21 protein-coding genes are annotated in these 19,979 nt (G+C 72.4%); 12 read left to right on the top strand and 9 right to left on the bottom strand.

All coding sequences use genetic code 11. The annotated features are described in order from the left end of the window. Positions 1 to 22 precede the first annotated feature (22 nt). Entirely contained in the window at positions 23 to 652 is a 630-nt protein-coding gene (locus AB0J04_RS36625) for a dihydrofolate reductase family protein (protein WP_363172925.1), read from the bottom strand. A gap of 173 nt (positions 653 to 825) precedes the next feature. Between AB0J04_RS36625 and AB0J04_RS36620 the strand changes: the two genes are divergently transcribed. Continuing rightward, the gene (locus tag AB0J04_RS36620) at positions 826 to 1,572 is read left to right on the top strand and encodes an SDR family oxidoreductase (protein WP_363172937.1); all 747 of its coding nucleotides are present in this window, start codon (positions 826 to 828) and stop codon (positions 1,570 to 1,572) included. A 118-nt stretch (positions 1,573 to 1,690) separates the two neighbouring features. On the opposite strand, the gene alc is transcribed toward AB0J04_RS36620, so the two are convergent. Together alc and allB are read right to left on the bottom strand one after the other, a co-directional pair. Continuing rightward, entirely contained in the window at positions 1,691 to 2,806 is a 1,116-nt protein-coding gene (gene alc, locus AB0J04_RS36615; RefSeq protein WP_363172936.1) for an allantoicase, read from the bottom strand. Positions 2,807 to 2,853: 47 nt separating this feature from the next. Continuing rightward, complete coding sequence (gene allB / locus AB0J04_RS36610; protein WP_363172924.1) at positions 2,854 to 4,197, bottom strand: allantoinase AllB; 1,344 nt, start codon at positions 4,195 to 4,197, stop codon at positions 2,854 to 2,856. A 252-nt stretch (positions 4,198 to 4,449) separates the two neighbouring features. Between allB and AB0J04_RS36605 the strand changes: the two genes are divergently transcribed. Together AB0J04_RS36605 and AB0J04_RS36600 are read left to right on the top strand one after the other, a co-directional pair. Beyond that, entirely contained in the window at positions 4,450 to 5,247 is a 798-nt protein-coding gene (locus tag AB0J04_RS36605; protein WP_363172923.1) for an IclR family transcriptional regulator, read from the top strand. Positions 5,248 to 5,344: 97 nt separating this feature from the next. Continuing rightward, positions 5,345 to 5,653 (top strand): antibiotic biosynthesis monooxygenase family protein, encoded by a 309-nt coding sequence (locus AB0J04_RS36600; RefSeq protein ID WP_363172922.1) that lies wholly within the window; start codon positions 5,345 to 5,347, stop codon positions 5,651 to 5,653. Between the two features lie 37 nt (positions 5,654 to 5,690). On the opposite strand, the gene AB0J04_RS36595 is transcribed toward AB0J04_RS36600, so the two are convergent. Beyond that, positions 5,691 to 5,978 (bottom strand): DUF5955 family protein, encoded by a 288-nt coding sequence (locus tag AB0J04_RS36595; protein ID WP_363172921.1) that lies wholly within the window; start codon positions 5,976 to 5,978, stop codon positions 5,691 to 5,693. A 213-nt stretch (positions 5,979 to 6,191) separates the two neighbouring features. Between AB0J04_RS36595 and AB0J04_RS36590 the strand changes: the two genes are divergently transcribed. Together AB0J04_RS36590 and aceB are read left to right on the top strand one after the other, a co-directional pair. Continuing rightward, on the top strand, positions 6,192 to 6,860 hold the full coding sequence (locus AB0J04_RS36590; protein WP_363172920.1) for a nucleotidyltransferase family protein: 669 nt from the start codon (positions 6,192 to 6,194) through the stop codon (positions 6,858 to 6,860). A gap of 95 nt (positions 6,861 to 6,955) precedes the next feature. Further along, positions 6,956 to 8,581: a malate synthase A gene (aceB, locus tag AB0J04_RS36585; protein WP_363172919.1), complete on the top strand. Its 1,626-nt coding sequence runs from the start codon at positions 6,956 to 6,958 to the stop codon at positions 8,579 to 8,581. A gap of 17 nt (positions 8,582 to 8,598) precedes the next feature. Here the strand turns inward: aceB and AB0J04_RS36580 are convergent, their stop codons facing one another. From AB0J04_RS36580 to AB0J04_RS36570, 3 genes are read right to left on the bottom strand one after another with little or no spacing between them, the layout of a single operon-like run. Next, positions 8,599 to 8,892, bottom strand: coding sequence for a SelT/SelW/SelH family protein (locus AB0J04_RS36580; protein WP_363172918.1), 294 nt, complete (start codon positions 8,890 to 8,892; stop codon positions 8,599 to 8,601). Beyond that, positions 8,889 to 9,803, bottom strand: coding sequence for a HipA family kinase (locus tag AB0J04_RS36575; protein WP_363172917.1), 915 nt, complete (start codon positions 9,801 to 9,803; stop codon positions 8,889 to 8,891). The genes AB0J04_RS36580 and AB0J04_RS36575 overlap by 4 nt, the downstream gene beginning before the upstream one ends. Positions 9,804 to 9,825: 22 nt before the next feature. Next, positions 9,826 to 11,358 (bottom strand): IucA/IucC family protein, encoded by a 1,533-nt coding sequence (locus AB0J04_RS36570; protein ID WP_363172935.1) that lies wholly within the window; start codon positions 11,356 to 11,358, stop codon positions 9,826 to 9,828. Between the two features lie 119 nt (positions 11,359 to 11,477). Between AB0J04_RS36570 and AB0J04_RS36565 the strand changes: the two genes are divergently transcribed. The 3 genes from AB0J04_RS36565 to AB0J04_RS36555 are packed head-to-tail and all read left to right on the top strand — an operon-like array spanning position 11,478 to position 15,138. Beyond that, the gene (locus AB0J04_RS36565; protein ID WP_363172916.1) at positions 11,478 to 13,004 is read left to right on the top strand and encodes an IucA/IucC family protein; all 1,527 of its coding nucleotides are present in this window, start codon (positions 11,478 to 11,480) and stop codon (positions 13,002 to 13,004) included. A gap of 44 nt (positions 13,005 to 13,048) precedes the next feature. Then, the gene (locus tag AB0J04_RS36560) at positions 13,049 to 14,311 is read left to right on the top strand and encodes a VWA domain-containing protein (RefSeq protein WP_363172915.1); all 1,263 of its coding nucleotides are present in this window, start codon (positions 13,049 to 13,051) and stop codon (positions 14,309 to 14,311) included. Further along, entirely contained in the window at positions 14,311 to 15,138 is an 828-nt protein-coding gene (locus AB0J04_RS36555; RefSeq protein ID WP_363172914.1) for a hypothetical protein, read from the top strand. Before AB0J04_RS36560 ends, AB0J04_RS36555 begins: the two co-directional genes overlap by 1 nt. Before the next feature lie 126 nt (positions 15,139 to 15,264). On the opposite strand, the gene AB0J04_RS36550 is transcribed toward AB0J04_RS36555, so the two are convergent. Beyond that, on the bottom strand, positions 15,265 to 15,909 hold the full coding sequence (locus tag AB0J04_RS36550) for a winged helix-turn-helix transcriptional regulator (RefSeq protein WP_363172913.1): 645 nt from the start codon (positions 15,907 to 15,909) through the stop codon (positions 15,265 to 15,267). 86 nt (positions 15,910 to 15,995) lie between these two features. Here AB0J04_RS36550 and AB0J04_RS36545 point away from each other — a divergent pair, with 86 nt between their 5' ends. Together AB0J04_RS36545 and AB0J04_RS36540 are read left to right on the top strand one after the other, a co-directional pair. After that, entirely contained in the window at positions 15,996 to 17,204 is a 1,209-nt protein-coding gene (locus AB0J04_RS36545; RefSeq protein WP_363172912.1) for a pyridoxal phosphate-dependent aminotransferase, read from the top strand. A gap of 48 nt (positions 17,205 to 17,252) precedes the next feature. Then, positions 17,253 to 17,849: a histidine phosphatase family protein gene (locus AB0J04_RS36540; protein WP_363172911.1), complete on the top strand. Its 597-nt coding sequence runs from the start codon at positions 17,253 to 17,255 to the stop codon at positions 17,847 to 17,849. A gap of 9 nt (positions 17,850 to 17,858) precedes the next feature. Here the strand turns inward: AB0J04_RS36540 and AB0J04_RS36535 are convergent, their stop codons facing one another. After that, on the bottom strand, positions 17,859 to 18,548 hold the full coding sequence (locus tag AB0J04_RS36535; RefSeq protein ID WP_363172910.1) for a hypothetical protein: 690 nt from the start codon (positions 18,546 to 18,548) through the stop codon (positions 17,859 to 17,861). A 185-nt stretch (positions 18,549 to 18,733) separates the two neighbouring features. Between AB0J04_RS36535 and AB0J04_RS36530 the strand changes: the two genes are divergently transcribed. Together AB0J04_RS36530 and AB0J04_RS36525 are read left to right on the top strand one after the other, a co-directional pair. Further along, positions 18,734 to 19,423 (top strand): hypothetical protein, encoded by a 690-nt coding sequence (locus tag AB0J04_RS36530; protein WP_363172909.1) that lies wholly within the window; start codon positions 18,734 to 18,736, stop codon positions 19,421 to 19,423. 43 nt (positions 19,424 to 19,466) lie between these two features. Beyond that, on the top strand, positions 19,467 to 19,889 hold the full coding sequence (locus AB0J04_RS36525; protein WP_363172908.1) for an acyl-CoA thioesterase: 423 nt from the start codon (positions 19,467 to 19,469) through the stop codon (positions 19,887 to 19,889). The last annotated feature ends 90 nt before the right edge of the window (positions 19,890 to 19,979 follow it).

Here is a 19,979-nt window from a genome sequence, read left to right as displayed (position 1 = left end):
ACGCTGGGCGGTCGACCTGCGGCTACCCCTTGTCCGGGAGTTCGTACGAGCCGTAGCGGGGCCTGCCTTCGAGGTCGTAGGTCTGGACGGAGACGCCCGCGGCGGTGATCAGGCCGCCGGTGTGCCGGAACGCCGTGGGCGGGCAGCCCTCGGCGAACAGACGCAGGCCCGAGCCGAGCACGACGGGGAACGTCAGCAGGTGAAGGGTGTCCACGAGGTCCTGCGCGAACAGCGAGCGGGCCAGCGCGCCGCTGCCGTGGACCTGGAGCTCGCCGTCGGTGCTCTCCTTGAGAGCGGTGACCTCCTTGGCGAGGTCGTCGCCGCGGACCACGGCGCTGCCCTCCCAGGCGGGGTCGACGAGGGTCCTGGAGACGACGTGCTTCGGCAGCGCGTTCAACTTGCCCGCGATCGGGTCGGCCGGGTCGGTGACCTTCGGCCAGTACCCCGCGAAGATGTCGTACGTCCGGCGGCCGAGGAGGAACGCGCCGACGCCGCCGAAGACTCCGGTCATGAACGCTGCGAAGTCCTCGTCGCCGTACGGGAAGCTCCAGCCGCCGTGCGCGAAGCCGCCGCGGGTGTCCTCCTCGGGGCCGCCGGGAGCCTGGTGGACGCCGTCGAGGGTGACGAAGACGGTGTGGACCAGCTTGCCCATGACGAGTGCCTGCTTTCTGGAGTGGGTCCGTCTCTCATCACCTCAGACCCCACCGGCACCCGCAACTCATCGGTCCCGCCCCCGCGACCGGCCGGGGCGATGTCGATGTCCGTCGGCCGCCAGCGCCGCCGGGCCCCGGCGGCTGGGATGGAGGCATGACGACGACCTACAAAATGACCACGACGCACGGAACTCTGCACGGCAAGGCGGCCCTCGTCACCGGCGGCAGTCGCGGGATCGGGGCCGCGACGGCCCTGCGGCTCGCCCGGGAGGGCGCGGACGTGGCGGTGACGTACCGGAACGGCAAGGAGGCGGCCGACGACGTCGTACGGGCCGTGACGGCCCTGGGACGGCGGGCGGTGGCCCTGCGCGCGGACTCTGCGGACCCCGCGGAGGCCGCCGGGGCGGTGGACCGGGCGGCGGAGGCGCTGGGCGGTCTCGACGTGCTGGTGAACAACGCGGGCGTCGGCGTCCTCGGCCCGCTGGACCAGCTCGGCCTCTCCGAGGTCGACCGGGTGCTGGCGGTGAACGTGCGCGGGGTGTTCCTGGCCTCGCAGACGGCCGCCGCGCGGATGACGGGCGGCGGCCGGATCATCACGATCGGCAGCTGCATGACACAGCGGGTGCCCGGCCCCGGCGGCACGCTCTACGCGATGAGCAAGTCGGCCCTGGCAGGGCTGACCAAGGCGCTGGCGCGGGAGCTGGGCCCGCGCGGCATCACGGCCAACCTCGTCCACCCGGGCCCGATCGACACGGACATGAACCCGGCGGCCGGCCCGTACGCGGCCGCCCAGGCGACGATGACCGCGCTGGGCCGCTTCGGCCGTGCGGAGGAGGTGGCCGCGACGGTCGCGCACCTCGCGACGGCCGGCTACGTCACGGGCGCCGAGTTCGCCGTGGACGGCGGACACGCCGCGTGAGGACGGTGCAGGACCTCCGTCGGCGGCCTCGTCGGCGGGTGGTGCGGTAGTACCGCTCGCCCGTCCGCCCCGTGAACACCCGGTCCCCACGGGGGTGTTCACGCGGGCGCAGGCCTGGTCAGCCGCCCAGTTCCTGGTGGCGGGCGGTCAGCTCCGCGGTGCCCGCGTCCGTGAGGGAGCCGAACAGGCGCAGGCGGGAGATGCCGCCGTCGGGGTAGATGTCCACGCGCGCGTGCGTGCCGACGGCCGGGGTCGGCAGGACGAAGCGGTGGTTGGTGTCGGGCTGGAGCCGGGTGCGCGGCAGGATCTCCGTCCACTCGCCGCTCTCGCCGTCCTTGACCGACACCGAGGCCCAGCCGGCGCTGTTGCCCTTCAGGTACGCGGTGTCGATCTCCAGCGCGCGGATCTGCGCCTGGGCGGCCAGCCGGTAGCGGATCCAGTCGTGGCCCGTGTCACGGCGGCGGCGGGTCTCCCAGCCGTCGTCCATCTTGCGGGAGCGGCCCGGCTGGATGGTGTTCGACGCGGGGGAGTAGAAGAGGTTCGACGCGTCCTCGGCCCGGCCGCCGTTCTCCAGGGCGACGACGTCGAAGGCGCCCAGCACGGCCAGCCACTCGGGGTCGGGGACGACCTCGCCGTACACGCGCAGGCGCGCGATGCCGCCGTCGGGGTGCTGGTTGACCCGCAGGTGGGTGAAGCGCTGCTCCACCGACACGGAGAAACCGTTCGCCGCGTGCCCGCCGACCGGCGTGCGCGGGACGAGCGTCGTCCACTTCACGTCGTCGCCGAGGAGTTCCTCGGGGGACGGGGAGCCCGGCGCCGACGTGCCCTCGACGGACACGGCCTGCGGGTAGTTGCCGCGGAAGTGGGCCGTGTCGACGACGATGCCCCGGATCACGCCGGGCGCGCCGAGCCGGACCAGCGCCCAGTCGTGGTCCTCGGCGGTCGGCCACGGGTGGTCGGCGGAGGCGCCCCGGCGGCGACGCGTCTCCCAGCCGTCCATGATCTTGCCCTTGTGCCCGAAGTGCTCCGGGTCGAACTCGGCGGGGTGCGGCAGCAGCAGGTTCTCGCGCTGTGCGAAGAACTCGTCGTTGGCGGCGATGACCGCAGCGCCGAGCTGCCGGTCGGCGAGGTTGGCGTGGTGCGTGAAGGGGAAGTCGGCGGTGCGGTGGTCCGCGTACGGGTCGCCGCCGCCGTAGGGGTTCGCGTCGCCGGTGAAGCTCTGTATCGCCGTCACGGTGATCAGGTCTGCCTTTCGGTAGTCGGCCGGTGCGGGTGGGGGCATCAGGGAGTGCGGGTGAGGAGTCGCCCCTTCGGCTCGGTGAACACGCCGTCCGCCACGATGCGTTCGCCGCGCAGCCAGGTGGACTTCACCACGCCGTACAGGGTCTTGCCGGCGTAGGCCGTGACGCGGTTGCGGTGCTGGAGGGCGGCCGGGTCGACGGTGAAGGTCTCGTCGGGGGCGAGGACGGCGAAGTCGGCGTCGCGGCCCGCTTCGATCGCGCCCTTCTGCGACAGGCCCACGAGCGCGGCCGTCCGGGCGGACATCCACCGCACGACGTCCTCCAGGCCGTGGCCGCGTCTGCGCGCCTCGGTCCACACCGCCGCCAGGCTGAGCTGCAGCCCCGAGATGCCGCCCCACGCGGTCGCGAAGTCGGCCGTCTTCAGGTCGGCCGTGGACGGCGAGTGGTCGGTGACGACGCAGTCGATCGTGCCGTCCGCCAGCGCCTGCCACAGCAGGTCCTGGTTGGCGGACTCGCGGATGGGCGGGCAGCACTTGAACTCGCTGGCGCCGTCCGGGACTTCCTCGGCGGTGAGGGTCAGGTAGTGCGGGCACGTCTCCACCGTGATGCGGACGCCCTCCGCCTTGGCGGCGGCGATCAGCGGCAGCGCGTCGCTCGACGAGAGGTGCAGCACGTGCACACGCGCGTGGAGGCGCTTCGCCTGGGCGATGAGGCCCGCGATCGCCGTGTCCTCGGCGTCGCGCGGGCGGCTGGCGAGGAAGTCGGCGTACTTGGGGCCGCCCGTCTGCGGGGCCGCCTCCAGGTGGTGCGGGTCCTCGGCGTGCACGATCAGCAGGCCGTCGAAGCCGGCTGTCTCGGCCAGCGACCGGGCGAGGGCGTCCCTGTCGAGGTGCGGGAACTCGTCCACGCCCGACGGGGAGAGGAACGCCTTGAAGCCGAAGACGCCGGCGTCGTGCAGCGGCCGCAGGTCCTTGACGTTGTCGGGCAGGGCGCCGCCCCAGAAGCCGACGTCGATGTGCGCCTTGTCGGCGGCGACCTCCCGCTTGACGCGGAGGTTGTCGACGGTCGTCGTCGGCGGCAGGGAGTTCAGGGGCATGTCGACGAGGGTGGTGATGCCGCCGGCCGCCGCCGCGCGGGTGGCGGTCCAGAAGCCCTCCCAGTGCGTGCGGCCGGGGTCGTTGACATGCACGTGGGTGTCGACCAGCCCGGGCAGCAGGACGTCGTCGCCGAAGTCCTCCAGGCGGGCGCCCTCGGGGACGGGGGCGTCGTACGGGAGGACGGCCGTGATCGTGCCGGCGGCGACCGCGACCGCCGCGGGACGCGTCCCTTCGGCAGTGATGACCCTCGTCGAGCGCAGCACCAGGTCAGCTTCAGCGTCGGACACCCGGACCCCTCTCTGTTCAACATTCCGTTGAAGGAGTCTTCACTCCCGTCCGCACACCGTCAAGGGCGCGCTTCTGCAGGGAACGCCCGCTTCCGACACACTGGACGTTTCCACAAGGCGGAATTAGTATTCCGACAAGCAGAACGTAGCTATCCACCAGCGAGGAGTCAACCGACCGCCGGGTAGGCTTCAGCCCCTCCCGCCAGTTTCGAACCGTCAGATGCGAACCGCCAGTTTCGAGAGGAACGCGCCGTGCCGACGTCCAGCGCCAGCACCACCGACTCCGCCAAGTCCGCCGGCGGAGGGGTCCAGTCCCTCGAGCGCGCCTTCGATCTGCTCGAGCGGATGGCTGACGCGGGCGGCGAGGTGGGGCTGAGCGAGCTGTCCGCGAGCAGCGGGCTGCCGCTGCCCACCATCCACCGTCTGATGCGCACCCTGGTGGCCTGCGGCTACGTCCGCCAGCAGAGCAACCGCCGCTATGCGCTCGGCCCGCGGCTGATCCGGCTCGGCGAGTCCTCCGCCCGGCTGCTGGGCACCTGGGCCCGCCCCTATCTGGCCCGACTGGTCGAGGAGACCGGCGAGACGGCGAACATGGCGCTGCTCGACGGCGACGAGATCGTGTACGTGGCGCAGGTGCCGTCCAAGCACTCGATGCGGATGTTCACCGAGGTCGGCCGCCGCGTCCTGCCGCACTCCACGGGCGTCGGCAAGGCCCTGCTCGCGGGCTTCCCGGACGCCGAGGTGCGCGCCCTGCTCGGCCGCACCGGCATGCCCGCCGCCACCGAGAAGACGATCACCACGGCCGACGGCTTCCTCGCCGCGCTCGCCGCGGTGCGCCGCGCCGGATACGCGGTCGACGACAACGAACAGGAGATCGGCGTCCGCTGTCTCGCGGTGTCGGTGCCCGACTCCCCCACCGCCGCGGCCATCTCCATCTCCGGCCCGGCGGGCCGCGTCACGGAGTCGGCCACGGAGCGGATCGTGCCGGTGCTCCAACAGGTGGCGGTGGAGCTGTCGGAGGCGCTGAGCAGCTCGGGTCCGACGGTGTAGGGCGTGCACGGGTGGCCCGGAGGCTGTCCGGGAGCGGCGTGGGCAGGTGGCGGTTAGCCTGAGATCGGGGGAATCCGAGCGAAGCGAGGTGTGCGCCATGCTTCAGGACAGCAAGTACTGGTCTTCGGGCGACTGGCAGGTCAAGCCGGGCCAGGGCGACGAATTCATCGAACGCTGGCGGGAGTTCCTCACCTGGACCAAAGAGTCCAACGAGGGCTTCATCGGGGCTCGCCTGATCCGCGACCTCACGGCCCCCAACTCCTTCAAATCCTTCGCCGCCTGGCAGGACGTCGAATCGATGCGCGCCTGGCAGGCCTCACCCGAGTTCGCCGTGCGGCTCGCCGCCTGCCGAGCCCTGTGCGACGACATGCAGAGCGGCGCCTACGAGCTGGCCTGCGACATCTGAGCCCACGTCGGCCACCGCTCGGCACCGCCACCACGACTCAGCGGCGCGGCGACTCGCCGAACAGCTCCACCGCGCTGCGCACTTCCGACAGTCCGCGGGACAGGGCGCTCATGGAGCCGATGGCCCCGGCGATCAGCAACAGCGACCGGCGTAACCGGGGAATCTCCGGGATGCCGTGCGCGGCCATCGCGGCGAGAGCGGCCAGTTCGTCCTCGGCGATGACCCGGTCCGGGAACTCGGCCGGGTGCGCGGCGAGCTCGCGGCGCAGCCGGGACACCGCGGTCCGCAGTTCCGCCACTCTCGGATCCTCGTCGCTGCCGGTCACTGCCCTCTGCGCCCTCTGCCCCAAGCTTCGCAACACAGCACTCCCCCCTGGCCCGCACCCGCGCGCGCGAGTACGCGCGCGTGTGTTCCCACCCCGCGTCCCCCATGGCGCCGGTCGAGCGCCGAAGGACGCGCGGGTCAGTAAACGCCACCCGATGCCGGATCCGCCACTGCGCGGACGGAAATTCAGTCCCACGTCGGGTATGCAGGACGCATGACGCAATACGAAGCCCCGGCCGCCGCGGACACCGAGGGCCGGGTCGTCGGTCTGCTCCTCGCGGCGGGCGGCGGCCGGCGGCTCGGCGGGCGGCCCAAGGCGCTGCTCGAGCACCGGGGGCGGCCGCTCGTGGAGCACGCGGTGGGCGTGCTGCGGGCGGGCGGCTGCACGCGCGTGCACGTGGTGCTGGGGGCCGCCGCCGACGCCGTACGGGAGCGGGCGCGGCTGGAGGGGTGCGCGGTGGTGGAGAACCCGGAGTGGGAGCAGGGCATGGGCGCCTCGCTGCGCGTCGGCCTCGGCTCGCTCGCCGGGTCGGGGGCGCGGGCGGCGCTGGTCTCGCTCGTCGACCAGCCGGGCATCGGGCCGCGGGCCGTGGCCCGGGTGCTCGCCGCGTTCGAGGACGAGCGCTCGCTCGCGGCGGCGGCCTACGAGGGTCTGCGCGGCCATCCCGTGCTGTTCGGGTCGGCCCACTGGGCAGGCGTCGCGGCGAGCGCGAGCGGGGACCGGGGTGCGCGCGCTTACCTCAAGGAGCACGCGGCGACCGTCACGCTCGTGGAGTGCGGGGACGTGGCCGAGCCGTACGACATCGACACCCCCGAGGATCTCGCCCGCCTCACCGGTCCCACCGGCCCCACCGGCCCTGCCCCGGGCCCGGAAGAATCTTGACGTCAACAAACGATTGAACTTCCACGATGAGGAAACTAGTATCCATTGATCAGAAGGGCACCCGGTGCCACGCACGCTGAAGGAAGTGACCGCTCATGTCCGCACCAGCGCCGTCCCCGCTGGCCATCGTCGACGCCGAGCCCCTGCCGAGGCAGGAGGAGGTCCTCACCGAGGCGGCGCTCGCCTTCGTGGCCGAGCTGCACCGGCGGTTCACGCCGCGTCGTGACGAGCTTCTCGCCCGCCGGGCGGAGCGCCGCGCCGAGATCGCCCGCACCTCCACGCTCGACTTCCTCCCGGAGACCGCCGCGATCCGCGCGGACGACTCGTGGAAGGTGGCCCCCTCCCCCGCCGCCCTGGACGACCGCCGGGTCGAGATCACCGGCCCGACCGACCGCAAGATGACGGTCAACGCCCTCAACTCGGGCGCCCGGGTCTGGCTCGCGGACTTCGAGGACGCCTCGGCGCCGACCTGGGAGAACGTCGTCCTGGGGCAGCTCAACCTGGCGGACGCCTACACCCGGAACATCGACTTCACCGATCCGCGGTCCGGGAAGTCGTACGCGCTGAAGGACGCCGCCGAGCTCGCCACGGTCGTCATGCGCCCGCGCGGCTGGCACCTGAACGAACGCCACCTGGTCGCCCCCGACGGCACCCAGGTCCCGGGCGCCCTCGTCGACTTCGGCCTGTACTTCTTCCACAACGCGCAGCGCCTGCTCGACCTCGGCAAGGGCCCGTACTTCTACCTCCCGAAGACGGAGTCGCACCTGGAGGCCCGTCTCTGGAACGAGGTCTTCGTCTTCGCGCAGACTTACGTGGGCATCCCGCAGGGCACCGTCCGCGCCACCGTGCTCATCGAGACGATCACGGCCGCGTACGAGATGGAGGAGATCCTCTACGAACTCCGCGACCACGCCTCGGGGTTGAACGCGGGCCGCTGGGACTACCTGTTCTCCATCGTCAAGAACTTCCGGGACGGCGGCGCCAAGTTCGTCCTCCCGGACCGCAACGCCGTCACGATGACGGCCCCGTTCATGCGGGCGTACACCGAACTCCTCGTCCGCACCTGCCACAAGCGCGGCGCGCACGCGATCGGCGGCATGGCGGCCTTCATCCCGTCCCGCCGGGACGCGGAGGTCAACAAGGTCGCCTTCGAGAAGGTGCGCGCCGACAAGGACCGTGAGGCGGGCGACGGCTTCGACGGCTCCTGGGTCGCCCACCCCGACCTGGTCCCGATCGCCATGGAGTCCTTCGACAAGGTCCTCGGCGACAGGCCGAACCAGAAGGACCGGCTCCGCGACGACGTCCACGTCGAGGCGGCCGACCTGATCGCCGTCGACTCGCTGAAGGCCGTGCCGACCTACCCGGGTCTGGTCAACGCCGTTCAGGTGGGCATCCGTTACATCGAGGCCTGGCTCCGCGGCCTCGGCGCGGTCGCCATCTTCAACCTCATGGAGGACGCGGCCACCGCCGAGATCTCGCGTTCGCAGATCTGGCAGTGGATCAACGCCGGCGTCGAGTTCGAGAACGGCGAACTCGCCACGCCCGAGCTGGCCCGCAAGGTCGCCGCCGAGGAACTGGCCACGATCCGCGCGGAGATCGGCGAGGAGGCCTTCGCCTCCGGCCACTGGCAGCAGGCCCACGACCTGCTGCTGACGGTCTCCCTCGACGAGGACTACGCGGACTTTCTCACCCTGCCCGCGTACGAGCAGCTCAAGGGCTGAGGCTCAACGGCCGAGGCTCAAGGGCCGACGTCGTCCTGCGCAGGCTTGTCCGAGTGGCCCAGGGACTTCCCCGGGGCCACTCGGTCGCGTACCAGCCTCTTGACCGCCGTCGGCTCCGGGAAGCCCTGCTCGCGGCGGTCCCAGACGACCTCCCCGTCGACCCGGACGACGAAGACGCCGCCGGTGCTGGGCTTGAGCGACAGCTCGGTCAGCTCGGTCTCGAAGGTGGTGAGCAGCTCCTGCGCCAGCCAGGCCGCGCGGGGCAGCCAGCGGCACTGGGTGCAGTACTCGATCTGTACGACGGGGCTCATCCGAGGTGCACCGACCAATCCTGTTCCGCCGCCGGCTTGCCGTGCAGGTCGGGGACCCGCTTCAGCCATTTCGGGCGGCCTTGCTGGGTACGCGCCGCCCTGAGGGCATCCTCGGCGGCGAGTTCCTCCCGGGTGGGGAAGTCGGTGGGGAGCCAGGCCGCGGAGGCCCGCACGCGCGCGTGGAGGTAGTCCACGTACGCCGCCCGGATGTCGTCCGGCGTCGCGAAACCCTCCTCTCCGGCCAGCCAGGCGTCCGGGACCTCGGCGGCGATGTCCGTCAGCAGCTCCCGGGTCACCTTCGGCGCCAGTTCCGCGTCCGCCGCGCGTACGTCCGGGGCGTAGTGGCCGAGGGCGTGCTGCCGGAAGTCGTACCGCTTCGTGGGGTCCGAGCCGTCCCAGCGGTGGTGGAAGACCAGCGCGGCGCCGTGGTCGATCAGCCAGAGGCGTGGGGGTGCGATCCCGAGCGTCGGCCAGATCATCAGGTTCGAGCTGTGGACCGTGCGGTCGACGTTCACGGTCAGCGCGTCGAGCCAGACGATCCGGCCCGCCTCCAGCGCGTCGACCGGGAACGTCTTCGCGGCCTCGGGGGTGAAGTCGCGCGCGCCCGGCAGGTGGTCCATGCCGAGGTTGAGGCCCGCGCTGGCGCCGTGGAGTTCCCGTACCTCCTGGTGGGGCTCGCCGTCGGCGATCGCCGGGTCGAAGTGCACCAGGACCAGCTCGGGGAAGCGCAGCCCGAGGGCACGCGCCAGCTCGCCGACGATCACCTCGGCCACCAGCGCCTTGCGGCCCTGCGCGGACCCGGTGAACTTGACGACGTACGTCCCCAGGTCGTCGGCCTCGACGACGGCGGGCACCGACCCGCCCGACCTCAGCGGGTTCACGTATCGAACAGCAGTCACATGGCGCAGCACACCGGCCAGGGTAAGCCAGCCGTCACCCGACCAGCGGGTTCGGCAGCGGCAGGTAGCGGGCGTCGGCGCCGTCCGCGCCCGTCCAGCGCAGCAGCAGGTTGGTCTTGCCGGGCAGCGTGGGCGAGGTCAGCAGGGCCGCCGCCTCGGGGAGGTCGTGGCGGGCCAGTTCGCGGCGCACGGCGGGCCAGGGGTCGAGGCCGGGACACCGCTCGGCGAGGGCCGCGGCGATCTCGCACAGGTGGTTCACGACCAGGCAGTACACCAGCCGCTCCCAGCCGGCCGCCCGCTCCACGTCCGCCAGCAGCTTCACGCCCTCGGCGTCCCGGTACAGGGCCTGCACGGGGGTGCCGTCGGCGTCGACGGCGACCAGCGTGTTCTGCAGATGCGCCTCCAGGACGACGCCGTGGTCGGCGAAGGCCGCCAGCGCCGGCGGGACGACGACGGCCAGGTAGGCCTCCCACCAGGCCGCCGGGTCCTGCGCCGCGGCGAGCGGGCTGCCCTCGAAGCCCTCCACCAGGCCCGCGGCGAGCAGCGGGGTCGCGCCGGGCAGCAGACGGCCGTCCAGTCCGTCGCGGACCAGGACGGCGAGCTCCTCGAAGGCGAAGTCGGCGGTGCGGTAGCCGCGGTCGCTCAGCCAGGCCGCCGGGCCGCCGATCGCCTCGAAGGCGCGGACGGCCGCCGCGTCGGTGCGGCGCAGGGCCAGCAGGTCGTGCCGCCACAGCCGGCGGATGTCGTTGGTGATGCGGACGTCGAGGCTGAACTTCAGACACAGGTCCCGCTCGGGCGCGTACAGCGTGCGCACGGCGGCCGTCGGCCAGGCCTCGAAGTCGGTCGTGCCGAGCCGGACCAGACGGCCGTCGGCGAAGGCCTGCGTGAGGTCGACGAGGTCGAGCTGCCAGGGGTGGGCGGGCAGCAGCCGGTAGCCGGGCGGGGCCGCGCCGAGGGCGTCCAGCGCCGAGGTGTCGCCCTCCTCGACGACGGTGTCCTCGCGCACGCCCAGCAGGACGAGCGGGAAGCGGGCGTACGCCTCCGGGGCGTAGGGCAGCCAGCGGGCGGGCGGGCCGCCGCCGCGCGCCTTGGGGGCGGGGTGGTGGGGGTGGCCGGTGAGCAGGCACTGTTCGGAGCGCCGGTAGGGGTCGGCGGGCGGGGCGGCACACGCGCGTGCGCCGAGCAGCGCGGCCACCGCGTCCCTGCTGTCGATCATCTCGGCGGGCAGCTCGTGGTTGGGCAGCCCGGTGTGCCGGCGCAGCTCCTCGGCGACCAGCTCGACGAGTTCCTCGTGGCCGAGGCGGCGCCAGGCGCCCGCCGCGGCCACCTCGGGCTCGGCCGGCCGCCGGGCCCCGCGCACGCGCAGCAGCCGGCCGCTGCCGGGCAGCCGGTAGACGAGCCGCCGGTCGGCGCCGGCGGGCCGGGCGTCTGCGGGCATCGGGGGCAGCTCTTCGCCGATCTCGCGCAGCAGGCAGTTGAGCAGCGGCGCGGCGGCGTAGGCGTCGGCCTCGGCCTCAGCGGGCGCGACGGCCTGGGCGGGCGCGACGGCCTGGGCGGGCGGGGGGATGAGGTCCACGCGATCCACTGGTTTCCTCGTTCCCTACGGTTCTTCTGAGCGGAGACGATCAGTATCGCCGTCGTCACGGCCCCTCCGTGACGTCGTACCCGTACCCCAGGAGCCCACCCGTGCACCGTTCCTCCAGCGCCGAGTCCGAGCTGGCCGAAGAACTGGCCGTCGTACGCCCCGCTCTCGGTCCCCGGTTCGCGGCCGCGTTGCCGGGGGCCAGGGCGGCCGTGCTGACCCGGCTGTGGCGGGCCCTCGTCCATGAACCGCTGCCCTGGGTCGCGCAGCGGACGGAACGCGGGGGCGAGAGCCTGCTCACACTGGGCGACGGCCGCCGTCTCCACGGCCCGCGCGCGGACCCGTACGCGACCGCCTCCTATGTGACGGAGGTGCGGCTCGACGACGTGGCGTACGACGATCCCGCACGGCTCATGACGGAGCTGGCGGTGCCGCACGGCGCGGGCCTGTCCGTCGAACTCGCCCACAGTGTCGCCTCGTTGGCGCTGTCACGGGCCGGGCAGGACCCCCACGACACCTCGCTGAAGGACCCGCGGGAGTGGCCGGAGCACGACTGGGAGTGGGAGCAGCGGGTCGTCGACGGGCATCCGTACCACCCCAACTGCCGTTCGCGGCCCGGCTTCACGGTGGCCGAGCAGCTGGCGTACGGGCCCGAGCACCGGCCGACGGTGCGGCTGGGCCTGCTGCCGGTGCCGGCCGACGAGTGCCTGGTGTCGGGCGAGTGGCCGTCGCAGCTGCGGGACGGGTCGCGGCTGGTGATCCCGGTGCACCCGTGGCAGGCGGCGCACGTGCTCAAGCGCTCCTGCGAGGCGGGGGCCCCGGCGCATCCGCTGATGTCGCTGCGCACGCTCGCCCTCGTCGACGGTCCGCATGTCAAGACGGCCTTGAGCACCCGGCTGACGTCCTCGGTGCGGGACATCTCGGTCGGTTCCATCGTGGCGTCCGCGGCCCTGTCGGAGTTCGCGGAGACGTTGACGCCGCGCGCGTACGGCCTGCTGCACATGACCCGCACCCTGGGCGCGGCGACCGCCGACTCCCCCGATCTGGCGGCCGTGTTGCGCGAGTCGCCGGCCGCCTACGGCGCGCCGGGCGAGCGCGTCGTCCCGGTGGCCGCTCTCGCCGGCACCGAACTGCCCGGCTCCCCGGCCTGGTTGGCGCAGTTCGCGCGTCTGGCGCTCACCGTCGGGCTGCGACTGCTGGAGCTGGGCGTGGCGTTGGAGGCGCACGGGCAGAACCTGCTGGTGGTGCTGTCGGCGTCGGGGGCCCCGCTGCGGCTGGTCTACCGCGACCTGGCCGACATCCGGGTCAGCCCGGCCCGGCTGGCCCGGCACGGCATCCCGCTCCCCGACGACCTGCCCGCCCGGATCCTCACCGACGACGTCACGGCGCTGCGACGCAAGCTGTTCGGCTCCCTGGTGGCGGGCGCGCTCGCCGGTACCGCCGGCAGCCGTAGGGTCCTGCGGGCGGCCCTGGAGACGGCCGTACGGGATCTCCCGCCCACCCCGGACCTCGGGGCGCTGCGCGAGGAGCCGCTGCCCACGAAGGCGCTGACGCTGATGCGGCTGTCGCCGGGCGTGCCCGGGGACCGGTGGGCGCTGCTGCCCAACCCGCTGGGCGTGGACGTGGGCTGACCTTCGTTTTGTGGCGGGACGCCTCTGATCAATAGGATCCGCCGATGATCAGAACACAACGGCTGGCGGCGGGCGTATGCGCCCTGCTCGCCGCGCTGACGGCCGGGATCGCGTTCCCGGCCGGGGCGGTAGCCGACGAGACCACCGCCACCGCGCCCAAGGTCAATTTGGTCCTCGACGTCAGCGGTTCGATGCGGACCAAGGACATGGACGGCGGGACGCGGATGGCCGCGGCCAAGCAGGCGTTCAACGAGGTGCTCGACGCGACCCCGGAGAACGTCCTGCTCGGCATCCGCACCCTGGGCGCCAACTACCCGGGCGACGACCAGAAGACGGGCTGCAAGGACACCGCACAGCTCTATCCGGTCGGCCCGCTGGACCGGACCGAGGCGAAGACGGCCGTGGCGACCCTGTCGCCGACCGGCTGGACGCCGATCGGCCCCGCCCTGCTGAAGGCCGCCGACGACCTCGACGGCGGCACCGGCTCCAAGCGGATCGTGCTGATCAGCGACGGCGAGGACACCTGTGCCCCGCTCGACCCGTGCGAGGTGGCCCGGGAGATCGCGGCCAAGGGCATCGGCCTGACCATCGACACCCTCGGCCTGGTGCCCAACGTCAAGATGCGTCAGCAGCTCAGCTGCATCGCCGAGGCGACCGGCGGCACCTACACGTCGGTGGAGCACACCGACGAACTCACCGACCGCGTCAATCAGTTGGTCGACCGGGCCGCCGACCCGGTGGTGACTCCGGTCGCCACCGAAGGCGCGGCCTCCTGCGCCAAGGCGCCCACGCTGAAGTCGGGTCTGTACACCGACCGCGAGGAGTTCGGCCAGGAGCGCTGGTACAAGGTCGACGTCGAGCCGGGCCAGGAACTGCGGGCCTCGGTCAGCGTGTCGGCGGACCGGGCCATGAACCCCGACTACGGGGTGCTGCTGCGCGCGGTCACCGTGCACGGCCGGGAGATCGTGCGCGGCGAGGCGGCGGGCAACGGCCGTACCGACGTCATCTCGACCGGTCTGCGCTACCCGAGGGCGGAGGGCGACGACGATGACGCTCCCGCCGAGACGGTGTGCGTCCAGGTGACCAACTCCTATTCGGCGGCTGCCGGTGTGAAGACCACGCCGGGCATGCCGCTCGAACTCACCGTCGACGTGGTCGACGGCCCCTCCCAGGCGAGCGACGTGGCCTCCTTCGGGCTCGGCCGCGGCTGGTGGCTGCTCGGCGTCCTGGTGCTCGTCGGCTTCCTCGCGGGTGTCCTGTGGGGCTGGGTGTCGCGCTGGCGGGTTGCGGTCTGGAGGACCAACTGATGCGGATCACACGTGTGTTGAGCGGCGCGCTGCTGGGCCTCGGGCTGATGCTCGGGCCGGCGGTCGCACCGGCCGCGGCCGACTCCACCCCGTCCGCGAGCCCGTCCGGCGACGGCGACGGCTCCGCGCCCACCGAGGCCGGCACGTCGTTCCGTACGGCGACCGAGATCGACCAGGGCCAGACGGCCACGGCGAACGGCTCCGCGGGCGACTACCTGTACTGGTCGTTCCCGGCGGACTCGGGCCAGCGCCCCACCGTCAAGGCGACGGTGAAGCTGCCTCAGACCCACACCGCGCAGACCTGGCAGGTCGACGTCTACGACGGCCTGCGGCGCCGGCAGGCCTGCCAGTACGGCGCCCAGACGCGTACCGCCGCCGCGGCCGCGACCTCCGTCGAACTGGCCTGCGTGCTGCGCACGGTCCGCGCCTGGTCGGAGCCGTGGGCGGACGACCCGCTGCCGGGCACCTACTACGTCCGGCTGACGGTCCTCGACCTCAAGGCGTCCGATCTGGGCCTCCCGGTCGGCGCCGAACTGCGGGTGGACTCCAAGGACATCGGGGGCTCCGCGGCCGTCGACGGTTCGCTGGCGAAGCCCCTGGTTCCGGGCATCGCGGTCACGTCCGACGCGGCGGAGGCCGAGGACGACTCGTCGGCCTCGGCCGTGCTGTCGAGCATCGAGCCGGACGACGGCTGGGCGTCCGGCTGGTGGTCCGACCGCTGGGTGTGGACCTCGCTCGGCGCGGTGCTGGCCGCGCTGGCCGGCATCGGCGGCTACACGCTGACGCGCGGAACGGGCCGCCCGAGGCACGTACCACCGGGCGCGTGACACCGCCTCGGCCGACGCATTAGCCGATGTCCCATCAGAAGGCCCACCAGGACACACCGGTGGGCCTTCTGTCATGCCGTCATGCGTCATGCAGTCATGCAGTCATGCAGTCATGCAGTCATGCAGTCATGCAGTAACGCTGTCCTCCGCCTCGCGCAGCGCCTTGGCCAGGGCGCCGTCACCGCTCACGTCGACCCGCCCGGCGCGCACCGCTTCGAGAACGCTCAACTCCCCCTGGGCGACGGCCATACAGGTGTCCACGTCGAGGACGAGCCGCGCGTCGGGCTCACCGGGCGCGGGTCCGTGACCGTATACCGGGCCGCCGTCCGCGCCGACGAACAGATGGAACTCCCCCTCGTCCAGGCGGACTTCGACGAGCCCCTCGCCCTCCAGCCCGCGCAGCAGGGGCAGCGCGAACCAGTGCGCCCGGACCGCGTCGGTGGGCCGCCGCTCGCCGAGTTCGGCTTCGCCCCACTTTCCCAGCGCCTGGAGCACGGGCAGCAACTCCTGCCCTCGCGCGGTGAGTTCGTACACGTAGGCCGCGCCGGGCGGGGGCAGCCTACGTCGGGTGGTCAGCCCGTCCCGCTCCATGTCCTTCAGCCGCGAGGCGAGCACGTCCGTGCTCACCCCCGGAAGGTCGGCATGCAGGTCCGTGTAGCGGCGCGGGCCGGCGAGCAGCTCCCGGACGATCAGCAGGGTCCAGCGGTCGCCGACGGTGTCGAGCGCGCGGGCGGCGGAACAGTACTGGTCGTAGCTTCGGCGAGGTGACATGGCACGCAGTCTAGACATGTCGTTGGACTTTCCAAGCTGGAACTTGGTAAAACCAAGCAACACACCAACCGGAGGGGCGAGCGCGCATGGAGTTCCGGCAGTCGAACAAGCTGAGCGAGGTCTGTTACGAGATCCGCGGCCCGGTGATCGAGCACGCCAACGCGTTGGAGGCGGCGGGCCACAGCGTCCTGCGCCTGAACACCGGCAACCCCGCGGCGTTCGGCTTCGAGGCGCCGGAGGAGATCCTCCAGGACATGATCCGGATGCTGCCGCAGGCACACGGTTACACGGACTCGCGCGGCATCCTCTCGGCCCGCCGCGCCGTGGCCCAGCGCTACCAGGAGCGGGGCCTGGAGGTGGGCGTGGACGACGTCTTCCTCGGCAACGGCGTGTCGGAGCTGGTGTCGATGGCCGTCCAGGCGCTGATCGAGGACGGCGACGAGATCCTGATCCCGGCCCCGGACTTCCCCCTGTGGACGGCGGTCACCACGCTCGCCGGGGGCAAGGCGGTGCACTACCTCTGCGACGAGCAGGCCGACTGGTACCCGGACCTGTCCGACATGGCGTCGAAGATCACGGACCGTACGAAAGCGGTTGTGATCATCAATCCGAACAACCCCACCGGCGCGGTCTACCCCAAGGAGATCATCGAGGGCATCCTCGACCTCGCCCGCCGGCACGGCCTGATGGTCTTCGCCGACGAGATCTACGACCAGATCCTCTACGACGACGCCGTCCACCACTCGGCCGCCGCGCTCGCCCCCGACCTGGTCGTCCTGACCTTCTGCGGCCTGTCGAAGACGTACCGGGTAGCGGGTTTCCGTTCGGGCTGGCTGGTAGTGACCGGTCCCAAGCAGCACGCCAAGGACTACCTGGAGGGCCTCACCATGCTGGCCTCCATGCGCCTGTGCGCGAACGCGCCCGCCCAGTACGCCATCCAGGCCGCGCTGGGCGGCCGCCAGTCCATCCACGAGCTGACCGTGCCGGGCGGCAGACTCTACGACCAGCGCGAGGTGGCCTGGGAGAAGCTCAACGAGATCCCGGGCGTCTCCTGCGTGAAGCCCAAGGGCGCGCTGTACGCGTTTCCGCGCATCGACCCCAAGGTGCATCCGATCCACGACGACGAGAAGTTCGTCCTGGACCTGTTGTTGCAGGAGAAGATCCAGGTCGTCCAGGGCACCGGCTTCAACTGGCCCACCACCGACCACTTCCGCATCCTCACCCTCCCCCACGCGGACGACCTGGAGACCGCGATCGGCCGGATCGGGCGGTTCCTCAGCGGGTACCGGCAGTAGTCGCCGGAGCGTAGGAGGGGTCGGCCGTCCTGTCGTACGCTGAAAAACGTGAATGATCTTCTTCTCGTCCGGCACGGTGAGACCGAGTGGTCGCGGTCCGGGCGGCACACCGGCTGGACGGACCTCCCGCTGACCGAGAACGGACGCAAGGAAGCGGAACAGCTCGCGCCGCTGCTCCGGGGGCTCCGGGTCGGCGCCGCGTTCGTCAGCCCGCTGCGGCGGGCGCGGGAGACCGCCGAGCTGATCGGGCTGCGCGAGCCGCACGTCGACGCCGATCTGCGCGAGTGGGACTACGGCGCGTACGAGGGCGTCACGACCGCCGAGATCCAGCGGACGCGCCCCCGCTGGTTCCTGTTCGACGACGGGGTCCCGCCGGGACCGCCCGACCACCCCGGGGAGACGGCCGAGCAGGTCGGGGCGCGGGCCGACCGGATCCTGGCCAGGGTCGGCACCGGCGCCGACACCGACGGTGACGTGGTGCTCGTGGCGCACGGGCATGTCCTGCGGGTGCTGACCGCGCGCTACCTGGGGCTCGCCCCCTCGGCGGGGGCGCTGTTCCAGCTCGCGACGGGCAGGCTGAGCAGGCTGGGCACGGAGCACGGGCGGCCGGTGATCTCCGGGTGGAATGTCGGAGCCGGGGCGTAGACTCGCGCGCTACTCGGGGCCGCGGAGCGGGCGCCCTGCCCTGACGCGGCGTTTCACCTCGCGGAAGTCCCGGATGCCGTCCACGCAGGTGACCGTGCGACCGTCCGCGTCCGTGTCGTCGTACACGCGGAGCAGGTCGCGGTCGAGGTGCTCCAGGAGACGCGGATCGTCCATCTCCAGCCCGACGGGCTGCCGCGCGATCTCCAGCCGCGGCCGGCCGATCACCGCATCGGCGGTGAGCGCGCCGCCGACGGTGAAGTGGTGCTCCTCGCCGTAGAAGAGGCCGGTGCGCACATCCCCGCCGATGTACGCGGCGCAGTCGTTGTAGTCGCCGATCAGCCGGTCGGAGCGGAGCTCTCCGTGGACCTCCAGCCAGCCGGCGGTCACCACGTCCCGGGCCTTCATGTCACCCGTGACCAGCAGGTACGACTCGGGGTCGTCGTAGTCGGCGTAACCGCCGTCGACCACCAGGTCGCCGAGCACGACCAGCAGGTGGGCGCGCTCCCGGTACAGGTCGAGGTCGCCGTGGACGTGCAGGTCGCCGTCGGTCAGCCAGATGTCGGCCTCGTAGTCCTCGATCTCGTCGAGCGCGGCGGTCACGTGCTTGATCTTGTGGCCGTCCCGGAACCGGCCGACGGCGGCGAGGACTTCGGACCGGGGGACCTCGCGCTGCTTGAAGCTGCGGGCGTCGGCTGTCACGGCGGAAAGCTACCCGACGTCTCGGCGATACTGGCTGTTCCGTCGGTTCCATCCAATCCGTCTGTTCCATTGCTCTGTCTGCTCTGCCTGCTCTGTCCGCTCCGTCTTGTTCGTCTTGTCCGTCGTCCCGTCGGTCCCGGACGCCGGGGACGGCAGTGGGGTACAGCAGTGGGAGGGGGCTCGCCGTGACACGACCGCCGTCCGCCGCGCAACGGCGGCTGATCGAGGCCGCCGAACCGGTCACGGGCCGGCTCCGGGGCACGGAGGCGCAGCTCACGGCGCTGGTGAAGCGAGGGCTGGCGTTCCGGCACCCGCGCCCGCCGCACGATCACTTCCTGACCCCGGCGGGGCATCGGCTGCGGGAGGACGATCGCGGTCCCGAGCCGGAGTCCCCGGGGCCGGAGTCCCTGGGGCCGGGGTCCCTGGGGCCGGGGTCCCCGGAGCGGGAGTCGCCGAAGCCGGCGGAGACCGGCGGTTTCGCCGCGCGGATCGGCGGTGAGGAGGACGCGTCGGCGGCCGGTCCCGCCCGCGTCCGCGAGGTGCACAGCGCCTGGCAGGGGCTGCTGGAGCTGCGCCGGATGACCAACCGGGACGGCAGCAGGGACCGGCCCTGCGACTGGGAGCGCACGCATCTCGTGCGGGCCGCCGCGCTCGCCCTGGAGGCGGCCGGACACCCTCCCGCCGGGCCGACGGGCACGGACGGCTACCGCGTGCGGTCGACCCCGCAGCCGGAAGCGGTGGCCGTGCACGGGCCGGACGGCGCGACGCTGGCCGCCTGCGCGGCGACACTGGAGGGGGCGGGGTGGCAGGTCGGCGAGCACACCGATCGCCGGACCAGGAAGCGCTATCTGCTGGCTTCCCCCCGCCGCGTGTAGAAGGCATGCCAAGATCGATGCCTGTCGATGTGAAGGGGAAACAGTGAGCGAGCCGTTTTCCGTCCGGGTCACCGTCCGCGGATACGAAACCGACGTGCAGGGACACCTCAACCAGAGCGTGTACATCAACTACGCGGAACACGCTCGCTGGGCGCTGCTGCAAGCGGCCGGCATCACCCAGGCCGGGCTGATCGGCAAGGGCGTGGGCCCGGTCGCCCTGGAGACGACCATCCGGTACCGGCGTGAACTCCTCGCCGGGGACGAGGTCGACGTCACCTGCGTCTTCGAGTGGGGCAGCGGGAAGACGTTCCGGATCCAGCAGACCGTCCTCAAGGCGGACGGCACGGTCTCGGCCGAACTCACCTCGGTCGGCGGCCTGTTGGACCTGGAGAAGCGCCGGATGGTCGAGAACCCGCAGGGCTACTTCAAGGAACTCGCCACGGATCCGGGCCTGTTCGGACTCTAGTGCCGTAGCAGGGAATGTTTGCCCTGTTGTGATGTGACGCGTCGTCCGGGTGCTGTGCCGGGCGGCGCGTGTCCGGCACTCTGTCCGGGT

The sequence above is a fragment of the Streptomyces sp. NPDC050263 genome, assembly GCF_040655955.1.
Lineage (GTDB): Bacteria > Actinomycetota > Actinomycetes > Streptomycetales > Streptomycetaceae > Streptomyces.
The sequence above is the reverse complement of the archived record's forward strand: the minus strand, read 5'-3'. Positions and strand labels throughout refer to the sequence as shown.